A 19713-nucleotide genomic window follows, 5' to 3' on the forward strand; every position below is an offset into this window, starting at 1 on the left:
GGTCTATGAATCCCGAGATCTTCAGGGAATACGACATTCGGGGAATTGCAGGAGAGGATATCTGCGAACCGGATGTCATTGATATTGGACGAGCCTATGGTTCTTTATTAGTGGAACAGGGTAGAAAAAAAATATCCGTTGGAAGGGATTGCAGGAAAACCTCGGATCGGTTTTCCCAATTGTTTATCCAGGGGATTGTTTCCACTGGTTGTGATGTGGTGGACATCGGGATCTGTCCCACACCGGTGCTTTATTTTTCCATCCACCATCTGGAACTGGACGGCGGGGCCATGGTCACTGCCAGCCATAATCCCCCGGAATATAATGGATTCAAGCTGATGAGTGGGCTCGATTCCATCCACAGCCAGGGACTCCAGGATATATTGGGAATTATTGAGGAACGCGCCTATGTAAAGGGAGAGGGTGAAAAAACCCAAGCCGATGTGACAACTCCCTATAAGGCCTATTTGCTGGAAAATATCACCCTCAATAAAAAAATCAGGATCGGTGTTGATGCCGGGAACGGCACCGGTGGCATCACAGCGGTGCCGGTGTTAAAAGGGCTGGGGTGTGAGGTCCATGAACTCTTTTGTGACCTGGATGGTTCTTTTCCCAACCATGAGGCAGATCCCACCCAGAAGAAAAATCTGATGGATCTCATTGCCCTGGTAAAAAGTCAGGGCCTGGACCTTGGCGTCGGATATGATGGAGATGCCGATAGAATCGGCGTGGTGGACAAGACGGGCCAGGTGATTTACGGGGATCAGCTCATGGTGATTTATGCCAGGGAGATCCTTGAAAGAAAGCCCGGGGCCACCTTTATATCCGAAGTAAAATGTTCCATGGTCATGTATGATGAGATTCGAAAGCGTGGCGGGAATGCCATTATGTGGCGGACCGGTCATTCATTGATCAAGAAAAAAATGAAAGAGGAAAATGCCGAACTTGCCGGGGAAATGAGCGGCCACATGTTTTTCAAGGACCGGTATTTCGGGTTTGATGATGCCCTCTACGCCACCTGCCGATTGCTGGAAATCATGGTTGCCACGGGCAAAGGGGTGGATGAATTGATAGAGGACCTTCCCCAGACCTTTACCACCCCGGAACTTCGGGTGGAGTGTCCCGATGCCATTAAATTTGATGTGGTGGACAAGATTGTGGCCCATTACAAGGCAATACCCAACCAGGAGGTGATTGATATCGATGGATTGCGCGCGGTGTACGATGACGGGTGGGGCCTTGTCAGGGCATCCAATACCCAGCCGGCCCTGGTGTTGCGGTTTGAATCCCTTACCCGGGAACGATTGGATGAGATCCAGCAGGAGATTGAGTCCACCTTAAAGGCAATAATAGGTGAAGCCAGCATCTAAACTTGCACCTAAACTTGCACCTAAACTTGCACCTAAACTAGTACCTGAATTGGTACCTAAATTGGTACCTAAATTAAATTGAGGAGATAAATTAAAGCGGTTGAACACCCAGGGCCGGACCCTGGGCATTTGCCCGGTTAATTTTTTTATATGCAGTTATCATCACAACAGCAAGATGCTGTCGATCATACCGGTTCCCCGGCCCTGGTGGTCGCAGGCGCTGGTTCCGGCAAGACCCGGACCCTGACGGCCAAATTTTCCCATCTGGCAGCCACGGGCCACGATCCCAAACGGATATTGGCCATTACCTTTACCAATAAGGCGGCCCAGGAGATGAAAGCCCGGTTGATTGAGATGACAGGATTGCCCCCGGCAAGCTTTGAATGGGTTCGTACCTATCATTCTGCCTGTCTCATGATTTTGAAAAAGCATTGTGAACTCATGGGATATACCCCCCCTGTTCAGATCTTTAGCGTTTACCAGCAGGACAAGCTTGTCAAAGAGCTCTGCGTGAGGAACAATATTGAAAAAAAATATGCCAACAGGATTTTGTCGTCTATTTCCCGGGCAAAGAATTCCGGAGACCCCCAGGGCTATTTTGAGTTGAATCCAGGCTTTTTTAATATCCGGCTGACAGATATCTATTCCCAGTTCGAAGAGCGTCTCAAGGAGATGAACTCTGTGGATTTTGACAATATTTTGTTAAAAACCCGGGATCTTCTCCGGGATCATGAACAGGTTCGTGTCTGGTACAAACAGTATTTTACCTACCTTTTGGTGGACGAGTACCAGGACACCAACAATCTCCAGGAGGACCTGACCAATCTGCTGCTGGGAGAACACCGCAACCTGTTTTGCGTGGGGGATGACTGGCAGTCGGTTTACGGATTTCGGGGCAGCAATGTCAACCATTTTTTACGGTTCTCTGATAAATACATGGATGCAAAAATTTTCAAACTGGAAGAAAATTATCGATCCGCCCATGAGATTGTCCAGGCTGCCAACGACATGATTGATTACAACCCGGACAAAATGGAAAAACGCTGTTTTTCCAAGAAAAAGGGCGGCGTTGTCGAAATCTATAAGTTTATGTCCGATGCCCATGAAGCCGAATGGGTTGCCAAACGGGTCCTTGCCATGAATCGCCAGGGGCTTGGCGTCCCCTTTGACAAGATGGCCGTGGTCTACCGGACAAAATTTTGTTCCCTGCCCTTTGAAAGAATTTTCAGGGCCTTCCGGGTGCCCTATCGCCTCATGGGATCCCAGGGCTTTTTTGAGCGCATGGAAATCTTAGATATCAACTCCTACCTGAGCTCGGCTTATTTCCCCAATGACGACCTTTCCTTTGAACGGGTGGTCAATACCCCCAAACGGGGAATCGGCCCCTCCATGGTTAAAAAAATGGCTGCTCTGCGCACAGGAGGTACGAGTTTGCAGGATGCGGCAAGAATCATGGTCAAGGATCGGGTGTTGACAAAAAAAGTCCATGAAAACCTCTCCCTTGTCCTGGAAGTTTTGGATGCCATCCACGATATGCCGCCGGCCATGGCCATGGAAACCGTTATCGACCGGACCGGATATTACGACTATCTGGAAAAAAAGGTAAAGACAAAAACCGAATTTATCTCCAAAAAAGAGAATATTGAACAGCTTATCTACACGGCAAGGTCCAAAGACGATCTTCTGGAATATCTTGAAGAGGCGGCCCTGATCCGGGAAGATAAAGAGGATGAAGATGAGCAGGATTCAAAGGGGGTTGCCCTTTTGACCATCCACTCGGCCAAGGGGCTCGAATTTGATACCGTCTTTATTGTGGGATGTGAAGAGCGCCTTTTCCCCCATTGGCGGTCCATTGACGATGGGAACCAGGCCCTTTATGAAGAACGCCGCCTCATGTATGTGGCCATGACCCGGGCGGAACGCTTTTTATACCTGACCCATGCCAATTACAGGAAGGGGGAATTTGCTACCCAAAGCCGGTTCATCGATCAGATAAAAGAATGTCTGACCTAGGAAAAAGGTGATATCCTAAAGCCCCATGGATCTGTTTTATGCCATAAAAGAGCCGGTATCCAATCTGGTTGCCACAATCTTGCGCAAGGGCAACCGGCTTATCCCTTCGGCCCATAAAGGTATTTTTCTGACCCTGTTTTTTATTGTTTTTACCATGGTGACCGGGGTGGGAATTGTGGTGCCCCTATTGCCCATCTATGCCAATGACCTGGGGGCAACCGGTGTCTATGTGGCCATGATTTTTGCCTCATTTTCCCTTTCGAGAACATTTTTATTGCCCCTGTTTGGCAGGCTTTCCGACCAGAAGGGCAGGAAACCCTTTATTCTGGGCGGGCTTGCCACCTATGTCCTTGTCTCTCTTGCCTTTGTTTATTCCAACACAGTGGAAGGGCTGATCCTTATCCGGTTTGTCCAGGGGGCAGGGTCTGCCATGGTCATGCCCGTGGTCCAGGCCTATGTGGGAGAAATCACCCCGGAGGGTTCTGAAGGATATTCCATGGGCCTGTTTAATCTATCCATGTTTTTGAGCCTCAGTTTGGGGCCGTTGATGGGAGGCGTTATCCATGATCTTTGGTCCATGGATGCTGCTTTTGTCTGCATGGGGCTTTTATCCTCCCTGGGGCTTGTGCTCTGCCTTGTTTTTTTACCGCCCCTTTCCCTGGAAAAGATTCGTTTAAAAAACAGGAGACCCGTTCCCTGGGTCCAGGTGATCCGAGACTGGGAATTGGGAGCCCTGGTATCATTTCGGTATGCCTATACCGCCTGCATCGGGATTATCTGGTGTTTTCTTCCTCTTTTTGCCGACAGAGCCTTTGGCCTTTCCGGTTCCAGGATCGGCCTGCTGGTAATGCTGGGTATCTTTGTATCAGGTGTTCTCCAGCTGCCCATGGGATATGCCGCTGACCGGCTCAACAAGAAATACATGGTGATCCTGGGGGGGGCATTTTCAACCCTTGGCATATGGTTGCCATTTTTCGCCGCTTCCTTTACTGACCTTTTAATTGCCGTTACTCTGTTTGGCATTGGCGGCGGTATCTCCATGCCGGCGATCACAGCGCTTGCCGTGGTCAAGGGGGATGAAAAAAAGGCCATGGGATCTGTGATGTCCGTGATGACGGTTGCCCACTCCCTGGGAATGCTCACAGGTTCCCTTATCGCAGGGCTTGCCATGGATTTTTTCAGCCTCAAATTTGCCTTTCCCTGCGGCATGGCCTTTATGGCCGCAGGCACCCTGGCCTTTTTTTTTCTTTACAACCACCATTGCCGTTCAAGGGGGTAATGATTTTTTTATAAATCATTGATTTTCATTAAAATTCATAATAATGAACACAGATAGGATACTAAATTGTATGTGGTGTAAGAACTTACAAGCACACAGGTTTTGAAAATCCGTTATGGGATTATTAGAATTCATTATGGAGAACAATGAAAAAAATATACCAGGCACCCATTGTAAAAAAGGCATTTCTCATCCTCAAAGCCATTTCAACGGCCACCCATGGGTTACGGATCAGCGAAATTTCTTTCAAATTGGATATCAGTAAAAGTACAGTCCATGGAATTACGGCAGCCCTGGAAGATCAGGGAGCCCTTATTCGGGACCCTTCTTCCAAGCGATACACCATCGGCACCACCCTCATGGAACTTGGCAAAGCAGCCTATGAAAGAATGGATTTTAAAAAAGTCGCCCGGCCGATAATGGAACATCTCATGGAGCAATGCCGGGAATCGGTATTTTTAGGCATCCAGAACAAGGATTCGGTCACGGTCATTGATATTGTGGAATCCAGAAAAGACTTTAAAATCTCCTCCCCCATCGGCACCTCCCTGCCCCTTCAGGCCGGAGCAGTGGGGAAAGTTTTCCTTTCAAATATGACACAAACAGATGCCCGGGCTTATATCCTGGAAAAGGGTCTCATCCGATTTACCCCCCAGACAATTATGGATCCGGATATCTATTTAAAGGAACTTGAAACCGTTCGGAAAACAGGGGTTGCCTTTGATGATGAAGAATATATTTCAGGCGTAAAAGCCGTGGCCGCACCCATCCAAGCCATTGGTGCCTATACACCGGCCATCTGGGTGGTCGGCTTTACTGCCGGCATGGAGGATGAGCAGATTCCTAGTATCATGGCCCAGACCCGGGAAGCTGCCCTGGCAATTAACAAAAAACTGGCCGGGACTCCCTGAAGAAAGGCTATTGTAAATTATTTTTCAGGGCTTTTAGCACGCACGGTGTGGTTGCTTATCTTCCAGGAGGGGCACAACTTTAAATTCGTCGATTTTGTATAACAAGGCCTTATAACTAATTTTCAGAATTTTTGCAGCAAGGGATCGGTTCCAACCGACTTTCTCTAAAATAAAAGCAATGATTTCTTTTTCCACTCTTCCCGAAGCAAGCTTTTTGATCTCTTTTAATGACAAATCTTCAAGTATTTGATCGGGACTTGAAGATAGATCGATAAATTGAGATGCAAATTTTGTGGAGTTACTTACAACTGGTTTTGAGCCGTTGATCTGTTTTTTTTCCTGGAGAACAGGACTGGTTTTCGGGCATTCTTCCCTTGGCAATTCTTCAAGAATTTTTTCCCAGGAGTTAAAAACCATTTGTTTTTTTATGCTATTTTTAAGCTGGCGGATATTTCCGGGCCATGGGTAATCGCAAAGTTTGGTAAGCGTCTGTGGATCTGGCCGGGAGCATTGACTTTGGGGGTACTCTAATTTATTGGATCTGTAAAAATATTCAATGAGAGACGGGATATCTTCCTTCCTCTCGCGTAGAGGGGGGATATGAATATTAATAATATTCAACCGATAAAAAAGGTCTTCCCGAAAAGTTCTATTTTTTATTTTTTCTTCAAGATTCTGGTTTGTTGCCGCTATTACCCAGGCATCGGATTTATGATTCCGGTCCGATCCAAGGGGGGAAAATTCTCCACTTTGAAGGATATGAAGTATTTTTGATTGCAAGGGCATTGGCATATCGCCGATTTCATCAAGGAAAAGCACTCCCTTGTCAGCCGTTTGAAATTTTCCCGGCCGAGTTCTACAGGCATCGGTGAAGGCGCCTTTTTTGTAACCAAAAAGTTCGCTTTCAAGAAGGGTTTCCGGTAGGGCCGCACAATTAATTTTTACAAATTTTTTAGACGCCCTCATGGAATTCACATAAAGATTTTGAGCAACGACTTCTTTGCCGACACCTGTTTCTCCCGTTACCAATACATTCAAACAGGTCTGGGCGACATGCTTGATAAGTGTTTTTGTTTTAATAGTGGATTTGCTGATTCCGATTAATGGTGTTGTCATAATTTTATTACTTTTCAATATTATTGATTAATAAAAAGACGTCACGGCAACCCGCATTGCATTTAGGCTGAGGCCTTCTGTTTTTGATCGTAACAAGATCGTTTTTGTTTGCGAATGATGATTTTTAATAAGTCTGGCAGGGTTTGTCAATCAGGGAAACCCCTAGTTTTTCATTTATTTGTTACCAGGGGAAGATTTTTAACTCTCGGACCAGCAATTCTCGGTCACCAGCTATTACAGAGCAGAATTGTTTAGAATTTGATTCCAATTGGGAATTTTGCAGGTGGCCATTCGGGGCCAATAACCCCGGAACTATGAATACAGGTTTTTTCCATTGCAGCGAATTTCTTAAATTCACCCTTAAAAATATTTATCTTGAATTCGGGTTACACAAGGGCGTATGTTTCAAGTGTGCGGGAAAACGGCGTACAAGACACCCATTGAGCCGGCATGGTCGTTTTCATGAAAACATTGATCATATAATGACGATGCAACAAATAGGTCGGAAAGCCGAATGTAAACGGGGAATATAATGGCACGAATCGCTGGTGAGCGGGAGCATACGGTCGAGATGGTGGAGCAGTTAAAATGAAGGATCAGAAAATTGTGAATCGTTATTCCCTGGTGGAAGAAAAAATGAACGTTGTTTCCCATGGTGCCGGTTTGGTTTTAAGTATTGTCGCTCTAATTTTTCTGGTTGCCCGGGCGATTGAGTATGGTGATGCATGGCATCTTGTCAGTTTCAGCGTTTTCGGAGTCAGCCTGATATTGTTATATGCTGCTTCCACCTTTTACCACTGCACTCAAAGCCCAACGCTGAGAACCCGGTTGAACATCATTGACCATGCATCTATTTATGTCCTGATTGCTGGAACTTATACACCGTTTACGCTTGTCACGCTGAACGGTTCAACCGGTTGGGTGCTTTTTGGCATTTCTTGGGGATTAGCTATATCCGGATTGATTTTGAAAATTTTCTTTACTGGCAAATATAATATACTATCAACTATCATGTATGTATTTATGGGTTGGATTATTATTTTCGCCATAAAACCGTTAATTAATCATTTACCTTTGAAAGGGTTACTTTGGCTATTTGCAGGCGGTATCTCCTATACAATGGGTGCTATTTTATACAGCATTGATAAAATAAAATTCAATCATGCCATATTCCATCTGTTGGTTTTAAACGGTAGTTTCTGCCATTTTATCTCAGTGTATTTTTATGTGTTGCCCCAAGCATAAATCACCCAGCCACCGAAGCAGTTTGCTAAAGTTCATTCCTGCAGCGCTCTGAATAGAATTTATCCGGTCACCTATTTTCCCGTTTAACCGATTTCTATCCATTCATAACCCTTGTTTTTGTCTTTTTTTAGCGGCTTTTACAAGACGATCCCCTGCTCGATCATACAACCGGGAATCTGTTGGGAACCGAATATCCTTTTCCTGGACTGTCGTATCAACATTTGTTCTTTTGAGCTGAGTTGTCTTTATGCCCTTGGGCTGGTGGCGGCAACAAATATGATCCAATTGATTTCCAAGCGTTTACTGCGCCAACCTCCACGTGTTTAATCTCATGGCATAATTCACCACACAATGTATGATGACCAACAGCCTTTATGAAAGAAGTTGCATCCAAAGAGGTGTTCAAGCATCCCAAGCAGTGTTGGGAGAGTTCCATAATAAAAGCAGGCGTCCCTATAAACCTCACTCCAAAAAACAGCTCACCAAAAAACAATTCAAATGCCAACTCGTTTCTATCTGCAAGATACGTTTTGATGTCATTTGTTGATGGTGGATTGTGCGGTTTAAACGACAGAGCGTTCTCCCACTTACCGTTTAATGCAAATTGCCCCCTTGACGGTGGATTTTTAAATAGTTCCATTTATATCAAATATATCACTTTAAAAGGGTCTTGGCATTTTTGCGTATCTACTTACTTTGCTTGTTCGTCTGTTTTAGCCTATTTTTATAAATACCATATATACTGATAAGGAGCCAAAAAAACTCTATAAAAAAAGCGGATAGATTAAATTTGAAATATAGTGAGATCAAAACAAATACTGCACCAATTGCATTCAAAAGGCTGTACAGTATTGAGTTTGGAGTTATTTTTCCTATTTGCAACGCAAAATATGTTGTTAATATCAGCAAGACGCCGATATTGCCTATAAAATCAAAAAAATTGTAGCTCATGTGATTATTTTGTAAGACCTTCCAGAATTTCCACGGATAAATCCGCTTTCTCTTTTGGAACAAAAATATGATCGTGGTAATAACCAGCGACTACATTCGCAGAGATATTTTTTGATGCTAAAGCAGTTGATATTGCAGCGGTCAACCCAACTGCTTCTAAACTAGAATGCACTTCAAGTGTAATCTTGTTAAAGATTGCATCATAAGAAAGGCAATGCTTATCAGCGGTCATCTTTTTCACTACAATTGTCATACCTTCCGATTCAAGAAATGTTGCGATTGGATCTAAGGCAATAATATCTTCATTAATTTTAAAACATTCCTTTGTGGAAAAGACATAATCCATTTTATCCAGCACTGGCTTCATTTTCTTTAGCAATACGTTAATGTCTGTAATACCCGTCATGAGTGTTCTCCATTTAACAATTTATCGTGTGATTACCCTAGGAAGTTATACTGAAATTCGATTTAAATACAATTAATTATATTTCTACAACATTAGATCTGCTAATAAATCGTTGTGGATATACCATGAAAAGATTTTAGGATTGTCAAAATTTGAAAGCGATACGTATGTCTATTTATGTTTTTTGTTTGTGGGAGGGGCATTCCTGCTTAACATTCAATATTGATGGAAATGAAGCTGTCAGAAGGAATAATTTTGGTCAAGAAAAACCGGTCACAAATTGGTCACAAACATCAAAAAAGGGTTTAGAGAAAATTCTCTAAACCCTTGATCTTTTATGGTAGGCACGAGCAGACTTGAACTGCTGACTTCTACCGTGTCGAGGTAGCACTCTACCAACTGAGTTACGCGCCTTTAATATCTTGCTGTTTCTATCAAACCCCGCATTTTGTGTCAAGAAAAACTAATGCCTATTCCCCTATTTTTTCTTCAATATCTAAATTATTCAGGGGCAATTGCTCTTGTTTTTCAATAAAGTGGATAAAAATCATCTGGTCTGTCACTTCTGCCACCTCAATCCCAAATCCAACAAATGTTTTGAGCATCACGGCATCGGCAAATTGTTCCGGGGTTCCCTTAAAAACAATCTCCATGACGGCTTTGTCAGTACCAATCTCCTTGGGTTGCATATTCGCAATGTCCTGGATTTCTTTGAATCGCTTTTTTAAGGCAATGAACCGGGGCAGAAAGTTCTCTCCTGCGATGGTCACATCAAATAAATTTTCCCGTCTCAGGTTCTGGGTCCAAAAGGTGTCGATTTTTTGGTTCAGATCCTGGGCTGCCAGGTCGCTCACTTCGGTGATGGCTTCCATGGCACCCTCTTGGTCCATGGTACTTTTGGCCGCTGCCCGGCTGACAGAAGTCATCACTTCTTTGCCCGAGCCCAGGTCATAGATTTTTAATTCAATCACCCCGTCAAAAATTTTTTCATTCCCCATTCGATTGATGGATTCAGCCGCACTGGCTTTTCCCAGAACCACCATATCTGCCTTGAGGACTCGCCCCAGTTCCATGGCAGCAGCGGCATCATAGATGGAGGAGAAACGAATATTATAAAGGGAAGGGTTTGGACGGTCAGGGCCGGTACCGGCTACCTTGAATCGATTTTGGGTCATTTTTTCTAAAATAATGGTTTCCGAAAGGGAGGTATAGGGTTTCGGGTTATTTCCCCACCAATATCTGGGAAGAAGATCATCAGGTGTCTGTTCTGCAATTAAAAAAAGGATCACAGGTTTATCTGTAGAGGCATTGAGTATTCCGGCATCGGTCAGGTGTTTTTCAATCAATTTCAGGTTGACCTTGGATTCAACCCCCACAAGATAATACCCCTTGTGTTCCATCCCCCCTATCACCCGGTAGGTGGCCACATAGTCCGAAGACCTGGGAAGGATTCTTCCATATAAAAACTCCAGGTTACCGGCAAACACCTGACGGGACACCAGGGATGCAACGGCATTCTGAACGGCTGTGTCCAGGGCTTTTTCCACAGCTTTTTGCTTGGCCTTCTGGATATTTTGTCCCTTGATTTTTTCCTGGCCCGTGGTCACACCGGTTAATACGCTTGTCGATCCTGTGGCCAGGGCAGTGTCAAAAAAGAGCAACACCCCGAGAAGGATAGCCACGTACATACCTGCTTGTCTTTTAGTCCCCATGATCATACCTTTCTTTCAATTGAATAATCTGCAATTAAGTGTAGAAGGTCTTTTGAATTAGAATCTTCGAATAGTCCAAGTGATGCCTTGGCCTTGGTTACATGGTCTTTTGCACACTCCTGGGTATAGGCAATGCCCCCAAGGGTGAATAATTTTTCTTTCAGATCTTCAAACAGGTTCTGGTCAAAAACAGGATTTGCAATAATCTCCTGCATCCATTTCCTGTCTGTGTCACCGGCTTTGGCAAGACTGTGGATCAGGGGCAGGGTGAGTTTTCCCTCCCGCATGTCTGCACCGGGGTTTTTTCCCAGTTCCTGGGCCGTGGCTGTATAGTCCAGAAGATCGTCGGCCATTTGAAAAGCCATGCCCAGGTGATACCCATAGGATGCCAACGCCTCTTCTTTTTCCCGGGAGGCCTTGGAAATAATGGCCCCGCTCTGGCAGGCCCCCTGGATCAAAACAGCTGTTTTTCGCTCAATAATCTCAAGGTATTGCCCTTCGGACAGGTCAGCTCGGCCCTTTTTTTCCAATTGGTCGATCTCCCCCTGGGACATGGCCTGGGTGATATTGGCAACCACAGAAATCACACGGGGTTCCCGGGTTTTCGCGGCAATTGACAGGGCCCGGGCCAGAAGAAAATCCCCGGTGAGCACCACCTGGGGGGCAGGCCAACGGGTATGGGCTGCTGGTTTCCCCCGGCGCATATCTGCCGCATCCACCACATCATCATGGAGTAGGGTGGCGGCATGGAGGTATTCAAAAATAATGGAAAATAAAATTTCAAACCCGGTGTCATACCCGCATATCCTTGCAGAGTGAATCATGAGCAGGGGCCGCAACCGTTTGCCCCCGCTGAACAGCAGATGGGAGGCAATCTTTCGTACCAGATCCAGGTTGGGGGCGAGGTTCTCTTCCAGGGCTTTTTCCACCTGAGCAAGATCCGGAGCAACCTGTTCGATAATCTTGGTCTTTATATCAGTCATGCCATTTCTCCGGCAATATCATATTCATATGCATCTGTTATTCTTACAGGAACAATGCTCCCGATTTCAAGTCCCTTTGAATAAATAAATGTCATCCCATCCACTTCCGGTGCCTGGAATTGGGTCCGGCCGATATATACCCCTTGTTCCGGGTTTTCTTCCACCAGCACAGGATAAATTTTCCCCACATGCTTTTCATTGACCTGTTCTGAAATTTTTGCCTGGGCTGACATGAGTATGTCATGGCGTTGTTCTGCGATATCCTCTGGCACATGGTCTTTGAAACCGTGGGATTTAAGGTCATCGGAATCCGAATAGGTAAAGACCCCCAGATGGTCAAACCGAACCGTTTCTATAAACGTTTTCAAAATCTGAAACTCTTCTTCGGTTTCCCCTGGAAACCCCACAATCAAGGTGGTACGAAGGCTGGCTTCGGGGTCCAGTTTTCGGATCAGTTTGAACAGAGCGATCAACTCTTCTTGGGTATAAGGTCTTCCCATTCGTTTGAGCATGGAGGTGGCAGCGTGCTGGATGGGCACGTCATAGTAGGCGCAAAGATTGTCATGGCTTTGGACAACCTTGATGATGTCAGCCCCCAGGGTCTTGGGGTGGGTGTATAAAAAGCGGATCCAAACCGTTTCATCTTGTTTGGCAAGGGTTTTGGAAAGGGAGGACAGGACGGTATCAAGTCCTGTCCGGCCAGAGTCAATACAATCTGAGTCAATCCCATCAGAGCCCTGGTTTATGGACCCCGCCACAAGGTCCTGGCCGTAGTCGGTGGTATTTTCTGCGGTAAGGATGATCTCTTTTATCCCCTTTGCCACAAAAGTGGCCGCTTCGGTGCAAATATCTTCCACCGGCCGGGACCGCTGGGTCCCCCGCAATTGGGGAATAATGCAATAGGTACAATGGCGGTTGCATCCTTCGGACACCTTTATATAGGCAAATCCCGTTGAAATCAGTTCCCGATCAACGGTCAGATCCTGAAAACCTCGCTGGTTCGGGTCGGGAAAAAGGGTCAAAGGGCTTTGTGTTCCTTCCACCACATCTACAATCTGTTCACAGGCCGCCGTGCCCAAAAAGGCATCTACTTCCGGCAAACTGGCCAGAAGGCCGGCATCATCCTTGTACCGCTGTGCCAAACAGCCCGTGGCAATGAGCCGTTGGCAGGCCCCATTTTCTTTGAACCCAGCCATTTCAAGGATCACCTCCACGGCCTCATCCGAAGCCGTGGAGATAAAACCACAGGTGTTGACGATGATAACCTCAGCCAAGGCCGGGTCATCGGTTCTTAGGTGTCCCGCAGCCAAAAGCTTTCCCAGCATTATTTCGCTGTCCACCTGGTTCCGGGAGCACCCGAGGGTTTCAAGAAAAACGATCATATGGCCTTGGCCATGAGGTCTCCCAAAAGGGCGGAAAACCGAGCAGGATTGTCCAATTTTCCGCCTTCACTGATGACGGCAATATCATAGAGCAAATCAGAGTAGTCGGTTAAGACCGGGTTGGTCGTGTCTGTCTCAAAAAGGGTTTTGATCTTTTCCAAAACCGCATGATTGACATTGACCTCCATTACCCGTTTCTGGTCCGGGGTACTCTGGCCCGAGGCTTTCAATATTTTTTCCATATAAGCGCTCATGCCGTAATCATCTCCGGACAGGCAGGAGACAGAATCCTTGAGGCGGTTGGAAACAACCACATCCTTGACCCGGGCTTCCAGTTTTCCCTTGAGAAAGGCAAGAAGAGCGGAGTATTCGTTTTTCTTCTCATCGTCGACCTTGTCCAGATCCAGATCCCCTTTTTCTGCACTCTTTAACTTTTTTTCCTTGTATTCGGGCAAAGACTGGGTCACCCACTCATCAATGGGATCCACCATGAGGATCACTTCAAAGTCCTTGGCTTTCAGGGATTCGAGCAGGGGTGAGTTCATCAGAGATGTCAGGCTTTCACCGGTGAGAAAATAAATCTCTTTCTGGTCTTCCTTCATGTTTTCGATGTATTCGTCCAGGCTCACCAGCTTATCCCCGGATTTGGTCGTTTTGTAACGGAGCAGTGCGGCCAGGCGTTCCTTGTTTTCATAATCGGTTGGGATACCGGCTTTCAGGGACTGACCGAACTCCCCGTAGAATTCTTCATAGCGTTCCTTGTCCATGCCTTCCAGCAAAGAGAAAATTTGTTTGACCAGATTCTTTTTGATATTTCTCACCAGCCGGTCTTCCTGGAGGATTTCACGGCTTACGTTGAGGTTTAAATCCGGTGCATCCACAACCCCCTGGACAAATCCCAGGTATTCAGGCAGAAGTTCCTTGCAGTCGTCCATGATAAAAACCCGTTTGCAATACAGCTGCATCCCGTTTTTTCTTTCCGGCCGGAACATATCCATGGGGGCTTTTTCCGGCAAATATATGAGCACATCATACTCAGTCACCCCTTCAAACCGTTTGTGGATGATCTCCATGGGTTTGTCCCAGTTATGGCTGATGTGCTTGTAAAATTCTTCATGCTCTTCAGGGGTAACCTCATCCTTGGCCTTGGCCCAGATGGCTTTCATGGAGTTGAGGGTCTCATCTTTTCTGACCTTTCTATAGGTTTCTCCAATGGGTTTTCCCTCGGAATCTTTGACAATCTCATTTTCCGGGATGGGTTCACTTTTTTCCAGGTTCATGATAACCGGATAGGTCACAAAATCGGAATGTTTTTTAACAATGTGCTGGAGGGTATAATCTTCTGTGAAATTCTGGTCCCCATCTTCGGGATCTTTCAGATAGAGGGTAATGCTGGTACCCCGGTTTTCTCGTTCAATTTCCTGGACCGTATAATCTCCCTTGCCGTCGGACTCCCAGCGAACACCTTTCTCTTCGCCCGGGGCCTTGGTATCCAGTCGGACCTTGTCCGCCACAATAAAGGCAGAATAAAAGCCCACGCCAAACTGGCCGATCAGTTCAGGGGAGAGGGTGGTTTCTTTTTTTGATTTTTCCAGGGCTTCCATGAAGGCTGCGGTTCCAGACTGGGCAATGGTACCGATATTGTCATTGACCTCGTCAAAGGTCATGCCGATGCCGTTGTCGGAAATGGTAATAGTTTTGGCTTCGGAATCTGTGGCCAGCCGGATATGATAATCTGTATCATCGGCAAAGAGAGCCGGTTCTGTCTGTTCTTTGAACCTTGCCTTGTCAATGGCATCGGAAGCATTGGATATCAGTTCCCGAAGAAAAATTTCCTTGTTGGAATACAAGGAATGAATGATCAAATGCAGCAACTGCTGCACTTCTGTTTTAAATTTACGTGTCTTCTTTGCTGCCATGTTTACTCCTGTTTCGATTATGTTTAATACCTATTTACCTTCAAATTAGTTTTCAATAATAATTGTGGCAAAAACAAAATTGTCAAGGCAGACCAGGTGAAATTCAAACCCCAATGGGTAAACATAAAAGAAAGTACCCTTTACCGACCAGCAGGTCTTTGTTAGAATCCCCCATGATCACCTGGCAATTTAATATAAGAGATCAACAATGAATCAGCAAATTGACATAAGAGACCAGGCCTATCTGTCCGGAAGTGAGGTAAAAAAACTCAATTTTATTAAAGAGCCAACAACCCTGGAGTTCCGGAAATATTATAGGTCCGGCCTGCGGTCCCATATTTTTGAAGTCCTTGAGGCCAGGGATGTTCAAAGGGAGACCCATGGGGAAATCATTGACGGCATCCGGATGTTTCCCCGGGCCCGACCTTTGAAAATGTTTCGAATATTACGAAACCGATTTAAAAATAAAGAGGCCGTTTTTAAGGAAATTAAAAAATATAATACCCTGTTAAAATTTTTGGGACCGGACCTCATTGCCCTTTCTGAAGAATTTATGGCCGATTATACCGGCACGGGAGAAAGCCAGATCGTTCTGTGCGGTCTCCAGGAATATGTGGACGGTCAGATACTGGACCCTTGGCGATTGTTTGGTGATAATTATTTAATGGATTTATTCGGGTCCCCCCAAGATGGCTTGGATCAATCCGCCCTGGTTGACAAAGCAAGGAAGAATATTGAATCCTTTGTCAAAAAGATTCGGGAAATGATCACCCTCACCGGATATATCCCCGACCTTGCTGGCATCGGCAACCTGATTTTAACGCCTGGAGGGGATTTGAAACTGGTGGACATCAATAATATTGTTGAAATTAAACTCAATGATACCATCCTTGTCGATGACAAAGGATACCCCTCCTGTGATGTATCCATCGAGGTTTTGTCCATCCTTGAAAGGGATATCCTTCGACAGGAGATCCACATGGAGGATCCCCTTTACCGACTTTTTCTATCTCCCAAAAGGAGAGAACGAGTCAAAATCATTGAACGTGAATTTTACACAAATCTATAAAAACCCATTCCAAACACATCCTTAGGACCGCAAAGCTTATAGGTTGAACGAAATTGCTTGTCTTTTGACCCATCTACTTCGTTGCATCAAAGGCCGAATACGTAGAATATTTCAACCAAAGATTTTTACAGAAGATTCCCCCCGGTTTGACAAGGGCTGTTATTCCCTGTATCTTTTGCCTTTGTTTAATTTGACAGGTGAGAAATATGGACCAGAAAGAGTGTATTCAAAAAATTCACACCGCAATTCATCGGGCAGTCCATCCCGACCCCCCGGATCCCGATTTTTTTCAACCCACCAGCGTGATGGCCCTGTTTGCATTTAACGAGGGGGTAGAACTGATTTTTATCCAAAAAGCAGATGTGGAAGGATACCCCTGGCGTAATCAAATGGCTTTTCCGGGTGGTCATGTAGATGAACAAGATACCTCCACCCAGGCGACTGCCCTGAGAGAACTTGAAGAAGAGATGGGAATTTGTTCCCAGGATGTAAAGGTAATGGGTTCCCTGGGTCATTTTCAGACCATTAATAATAAGGATATTGAAGCCTTCACCGGTGTCTGGAATCAAAAGGGTAAGATTACCTTTGACCCAGCAGAAATTTCCCGGGTGATTCCAATTTCCTTGGCCTATCTGACCCGTGTGCACAGGGAAAAGGGGTATGCTGGGCGCAGGCCCGATATCATGGAGCTAACCTATCCCTATGAGGATGTGTTGATCTGGGGGGTCACCGCCAAGATTCTCCATCACTTGATAGAGGTTATCATCCCAAAGAACAAATAAGGCGGTTTTATCGGGGAGGGGCTCATTGTATCAAACGTGTGGCATCAGTCGTTTTTTGAGCGTATCCTAAGCCGAATAAATATTTTGAGCACCAAAAATCCGGATAAAAAGGCCAAAAGCCCGGGGAACCAGAGATGTTCTGCAAAATCAGGCTCCCCTGAAGCCACCATCATCCCTGCCAGGGCAATGACAAAAACAAGGATCATCATGACGATCAGGGTCCAGCAGGCAACGCTTGAATCATACCAGGAGGTTATGGCTTTTCGGAAAAATGGATTTTGGTCAAGTTGCATTTGCACCCATATTCGTTTTGTATTAAGACCACAAGATGTGGTTTTTTTGTCCTTGACAAACAACTATATATGGCATAATTCTACCAATCAGCAATAAAAACCAATAGAAAATAACTTCCCAGCATTAGTCGAGAAGATACGCTAATTTCAATCAGATTTCAAGGGGTAGATAGATGTTTGAGCAGATTACAAAACGTGACGGACGGGTAGCCCAATTCGATTCTTCAAAGATTACAAGTGCTTTGATAAAATCAGGTGAAGCAAGTGGTGAATTTAATGGCAGGGACGCCAAGAAAATGACATTAAAGGTGCTCACCCTTGCAAGAGATTTACAGCTGGGGGCCATTCCCGAGGTGGAAGAAATCCAGGACATTGTTGAAAGAGTCCTGTTGGATTCCCCGTTTTACAAGACGGCTAAGGCATATATCATCTATAGGGAACAACACAATCAGATCCGCAAAATAGCCATTGATGAAAATGTGGGCCTCATGGAAGCCTATATCAGCCGGATGGATTGGAAGGTCAAAGAGAACAGCAATATGAGCTATTCCCTCCAGGGACTTAATAATCATATTTCTTCGGACATTACTGCAGAATACTGGCTTAACAGGGTGTATCCCCCGGAAGTCAGGGATGCCCATTATGCTGGGGATCTCCACATCCATGATCTAAGCCTGTTGTCGGTTTACTGCGTGGGCTGGGATCTTCAGGACCTGTTGGCTGAAGGCTTTAAAGGGGTGGCCGGCAAGGTGGAATCCTCTCCGCCAAAGCATTTCAGAAGCGCCCTGGGCCAGGTTGTCAATTTTTTCTACACCCTCCAGGGAGAAGCTGCCGGTGCCCAGGCCATGTCCAATTTTGATACGTTGCTGGCACCCTTTATCCAGGAAGACCAACTCAATTATAAAGAGGTCAAGCAGGCACTCCAGGAATTTATATTCAATATCAATATTCCCACCCGGGTAGGATTTCAGACGCCTTTTACCAATATCACCATGGACCTGATTGTTCCCGCTACCCTCAAAGATTCCCCGGTCATGATCGGGGGTGTTTACCAAGAAAAGACCTATGCATACTACCAGGAAGAGATGGACATGCTCAATGCCGCCTTTGCAGATGTGATGATGGAAGGGGATGCTAAGGGAAGAGTCTTTACCTTTCCCATCCCCACCTATAATATCACAAAAGATTTTGACTGGGCCAACCCCAACCTGGACAATATCTGGAAGATGACGGGCAAATACGGGATCCCCTATTTCTCCAATTTTGTTAATTCCGATATGGACCCTGAAGATGCAAGGTCCATGTGCTGCCGCCTGAGACTGGACAATCGGGAACTTCGCAAAAGGGGAGGGGGACTTTTTGGTGCCAATCCTTTAACGGGTTCCATTGGGGTTGTTACCTTGAATCTTCCCAGAATCGGTTACCAGGCCACGGATGAAGCAGATTTTCTGGCTCGTTTGGATAAGCTCATCCAGATTTCAGCCGATTCCTTGAGCATTAAACGCAAGATCCTGGAAAAATTCACCAACGGCGATCTCTATCCCTATTCCAAATTCTACCTAAGGAAAATCAAGGAAAGCACCGGGGTTTACTGGCGCAATCATTTTTCCACCATCGGTATTCTCGGCATGAACGAGGCCTGTGTCAACTTTTTTGGAGAAGGCATTGCCACTCAAAAGGGACAGGCGTTTGCCATCAAGGTTATGGATCATATCCGAATGCGGATAGAAGCCTTACAGGAAAAAACCGACGAAATGTTCAACCTGGAAGCAACGCCGGCTGAAGGCACTACCTATCGGTTTGCCAGCATGGATAAGAAAAAATTTAAGAACATCCTGTGCGCAAATGAAGAAGAATACCAACAGGGCAAGGATCCCTTTTATACCAATTCCACCCATTTGCCGGTTAATTATACCGATGATTTATTTGAGGCCCTGGAACTTCAGGATAACCTCCAGACCAAGTACACCGGCGGTACGGTTCAGCATCTGTTCTTGGGTGAAGAAGTGACCGACATAGAAGTTGTCAAGCAAATGGTCAACAAAGTATCCTCAAGCTTCAGGCTGCCCTATTTTACCCTGACCCCGACCTTTAGTGTCTGTCCTTCCCATGGGTATATTTCAGGAGAGCATGAACGCTGCGCCATCTGTGATTCAGAAACAGAGATATATTCACGGGTGGTGGGGTATCTTCGCCCGGTGGGACAATGGAACAACGGAAAACAGACTGAGTTTGCCATGAGAAAAACCTATAACACTTACAACGTGGCATAAAAAGGACAT

Annotated in this window: 17 protein-coding genes and 1 tRNA gene; 8 read left to right on the forward strand and 10 right to left on the reverse strand. The window is 45.7% G+C overall.

The window, feature by feature from the left end; genetic code table 11:
- Positions 1-5 precede the first annotated feature (5 nt).
- The 4 genes from ACZ45G_RS29970 to ACZ45G_RS29985 all read left to right on the forward strand — a co-directional run bounded on the left by ACZ45G_RS29970 (position 6) and on the right by ACZ45G_RS29985 (position 5573).
- The gene (locus ACZ45G_RS29970; RefSeq protein WP_464174296.1) at positions 6-1370 is read left to right on the forward strand and encodes a phosphomannomutase/phosphoglucomutase; all 1365 of its coding nucleotides are present in this window, start codon (positions 6-8) and stop codon (positions 1368-1370) included.
- Positions 1371-1520: 150 nt separating this feature from the next.
- On the forward strand, positions 1521-3383 hold the full coding sequence (locus ACZ45G_RS29975; protein ID WP_464174297.1) for an ATP-dependent helicase: 1863 nt from the start codon (positions 1521-1523) through the stop codon (positions 3381-3383).
- A 25-nt stretch (positions 3384-3408) separates the two neighbouring features.
- Positions 3409-4662: an MFS transporter gene (locus ACZ45G_RS29980; RefSeq protein WP_464174299.1), complete on the forward strand. Its 1254-nt coding sequence runs from the start codon at positions 3409-3411 to the stop codon at positions 4660-4662.
- A 146-nt stretch (positions 4663-4808) separates the two neighbouring features.
- Complete coding sequence (locus tag ACZ45G_RS29985; RefSeq protein ID WP_464174300.1) at positions 4809-5573, forward strand: IclR family transcriptional regulator; 765 nt, start codon at positions 4809-4811, stop codon at positions 5571-5573.
- 33 nt (positions 5574-5606) lie between these two features.
- Here the strand turns inward: ACZ45G_RS29985 and ACZ45G_RS29990 are convergent, their stop codons facing one another.
- Positions 5607-6689 carry a sigma 54-interacting transcriptional regulator gene (locus ACZ45G_RS29990; protein ID WP_464174301.1) on the reverse strand — a complete coding sequence of 361 codons (1083 nt, stop codon included), beginning with the start codon at positions 6687-6689 and terminating at the stop codon, positions 5607-5609.
- Between the two features lie 588 nt (positions 6690-7277).
- Here ACZ45G_RS29990 and trhA point away from each other — a divergent pair.
- The gene (gene trhA / locus ACZ45G_RS29995) at positions 7278-7934 is read left to right on the forward strand and encodes a PAQR family membrane homeostasis protein TrhA (protein WP_464174302.1); all 657 of its coding nucleotides are present in this window, start codon (positions 7278-7280) and stop codon (positions 7932-7934) included.
- Between the two features lie 214 nt (positions 7935-8148).
- Here trhA and ACZ45G_RS30000 read toward each other — a convergent pair whose 3' ends face one another.
- The 8 genes from ACZ45G_RS30000 to htpG all read right to left on the reverse strand — a co-directional run bounded on the left by ACZ45G_RS30000 (position 8149) and on the right by htpG (position 15287).
- Entirely contained in the window at positions 8149-8574 is a 426-nt protein-coding gene (locus tag ACZ45G_RS30000; protein ID WP_464180065.1) for a hypothetical protein, read from the reverse strand.
- A gap of 47 nt (positions 8575-8621) precedes the next feature.
- Positions 8622-8885, reverse strand: a complete 264-nt coding sequence (locus ACZ45G_RS30005; protein WP_464174303.1) for a CBU_0592 family membrane protein — start codon at positions 8883-8885, stop codon at positions 8622-8624.
- A gap of 4 nt (positions 8886-8889) precedes the next feature.
- On the reverse strand, positions 8890-9291 hold the full coding sequence (locus tag ACZ45G_RS30010) for an ACT domain-containing protein (protein ID WP_464174304.1): 402 nt from the start codon (positions 9289-9291) through the stop codon (positions 8890-8892).
- A gap of 338 nt (positions 9292-9629) precedes the next feature.
- Positions 9630-9705 (reverse strand) — tRNA-Val (locus tag ACZ45G_RS30015).
- 56 nt (positions 9706-9761) lie between these two features.
- Positions 9762-11003 (reverse strand): hypothetical protein, encoded by a 1242-nt coding sequence (locus tag ACZ45G_RS30020; protein ID WP_464174305.1) that lies wholly within the window; start codon positions 11001-11003, stop codon positions 9762-9764.
- A gap of 2 nt (positions 11004-11005) precedes the next feature.
- The gene (locus ACZ45G_RS30025) at positions 11006-11986 is read right to left on the reverse strand and encodes a polyprenyl synthetase family protein (RefSeq protein WP_464174306.1); all 981 of its coding nucleotides are present in this window, start codon (positions 11984-11986) and stop codon (positions 11006-11008) included.
- The gene (gene rimO / locus ACZ45G_RS30030) at positions 11983-13368 is read right to left on the reverse strand and encodes a 30S ribosomal protein S12 methylthiotransferase RimO (RefSeq protein ID WP_464174307.1); all 1386 of its coding nucleotides are present in this window, start codon (positions 13366-13368) and stop codon (positions 11983-11985) included. The genes ACZ45G_RS30025 and rimO overlap by 4 nt, the downstream gene beginning before the upstream one ends.
- Positions 13365-15287, reverse strand: a complete 1923-nt coding sequence (gene htpG, locus ACZ45G_RS30035; RefSeq protein WP_464174308.1) for a molecular chaperone HtpG — start codon at positions 15285-15287, stop codon at positions 13365-13367. The genes rimO and htpG overlap by 4 nt, the downstream gene beginning before the upstream one ends.
- 208 nt (positions 15288-15495) lie before the next feature.
- Between htpG and ACZ45G_RS30040 the strand changes: the two genes are divergently transcribed.
- Complete coding sequence (locus ACZ45G_RS30040; RefSeq protein WP_464174309.1) at positions 15496-16356, forward strand: hypothetical protein; 861 nt, start codon at positions 15496-15498, stop codon at positions 16354-16356.
- Positions 16357-16562: 206 nt separating this feature from the next.
- A complete protein-coding gene (locus ACZ45G_RS30045; RefSeq protein ID WP_464174311.1) occupies positions 16563-17138 on the forward strand; it encodes an NUDIX hydrolase in 576 nt (191 codons plus the stop codon).
- A gap of 44 nt (positions 17139-17182) precedes the next feature.
- Here the strand turns inward: ACZ45G_RS30045 and ACZ45G_RS30050 are convergent, their stop codons facing one another.
- Positions 17183-17431, reverse strand: coding sequence for a hypothetical protein (locus ACZ45G_RS30050; protein WP_464174312.1), 249 nt, complete (start codon positions 17429-17431; stop codon positions 17183-17185).
- 173 nt (positions 17432-17604) lie between these two features.
- Between ACZ45G_RS30050 and ACZ45G_RS30055 the strand changes: the two genes are divergently transcribed.
- Positions 17605-19704, forward strand: coding sequence for a ribonucleoside triphosphate reductase (locus tag ACZ45G_RS30055; protein ID WP_464174313.1), 2100 nt, complete (start codon positions 17605-17607; stop codon positions 19702-19704).
- Positions 19705-19713 lie beyond the last annotated feature (9 nt).

Source organism: Desulfoconvexum algidum (genome assembly GCF_055382125.1).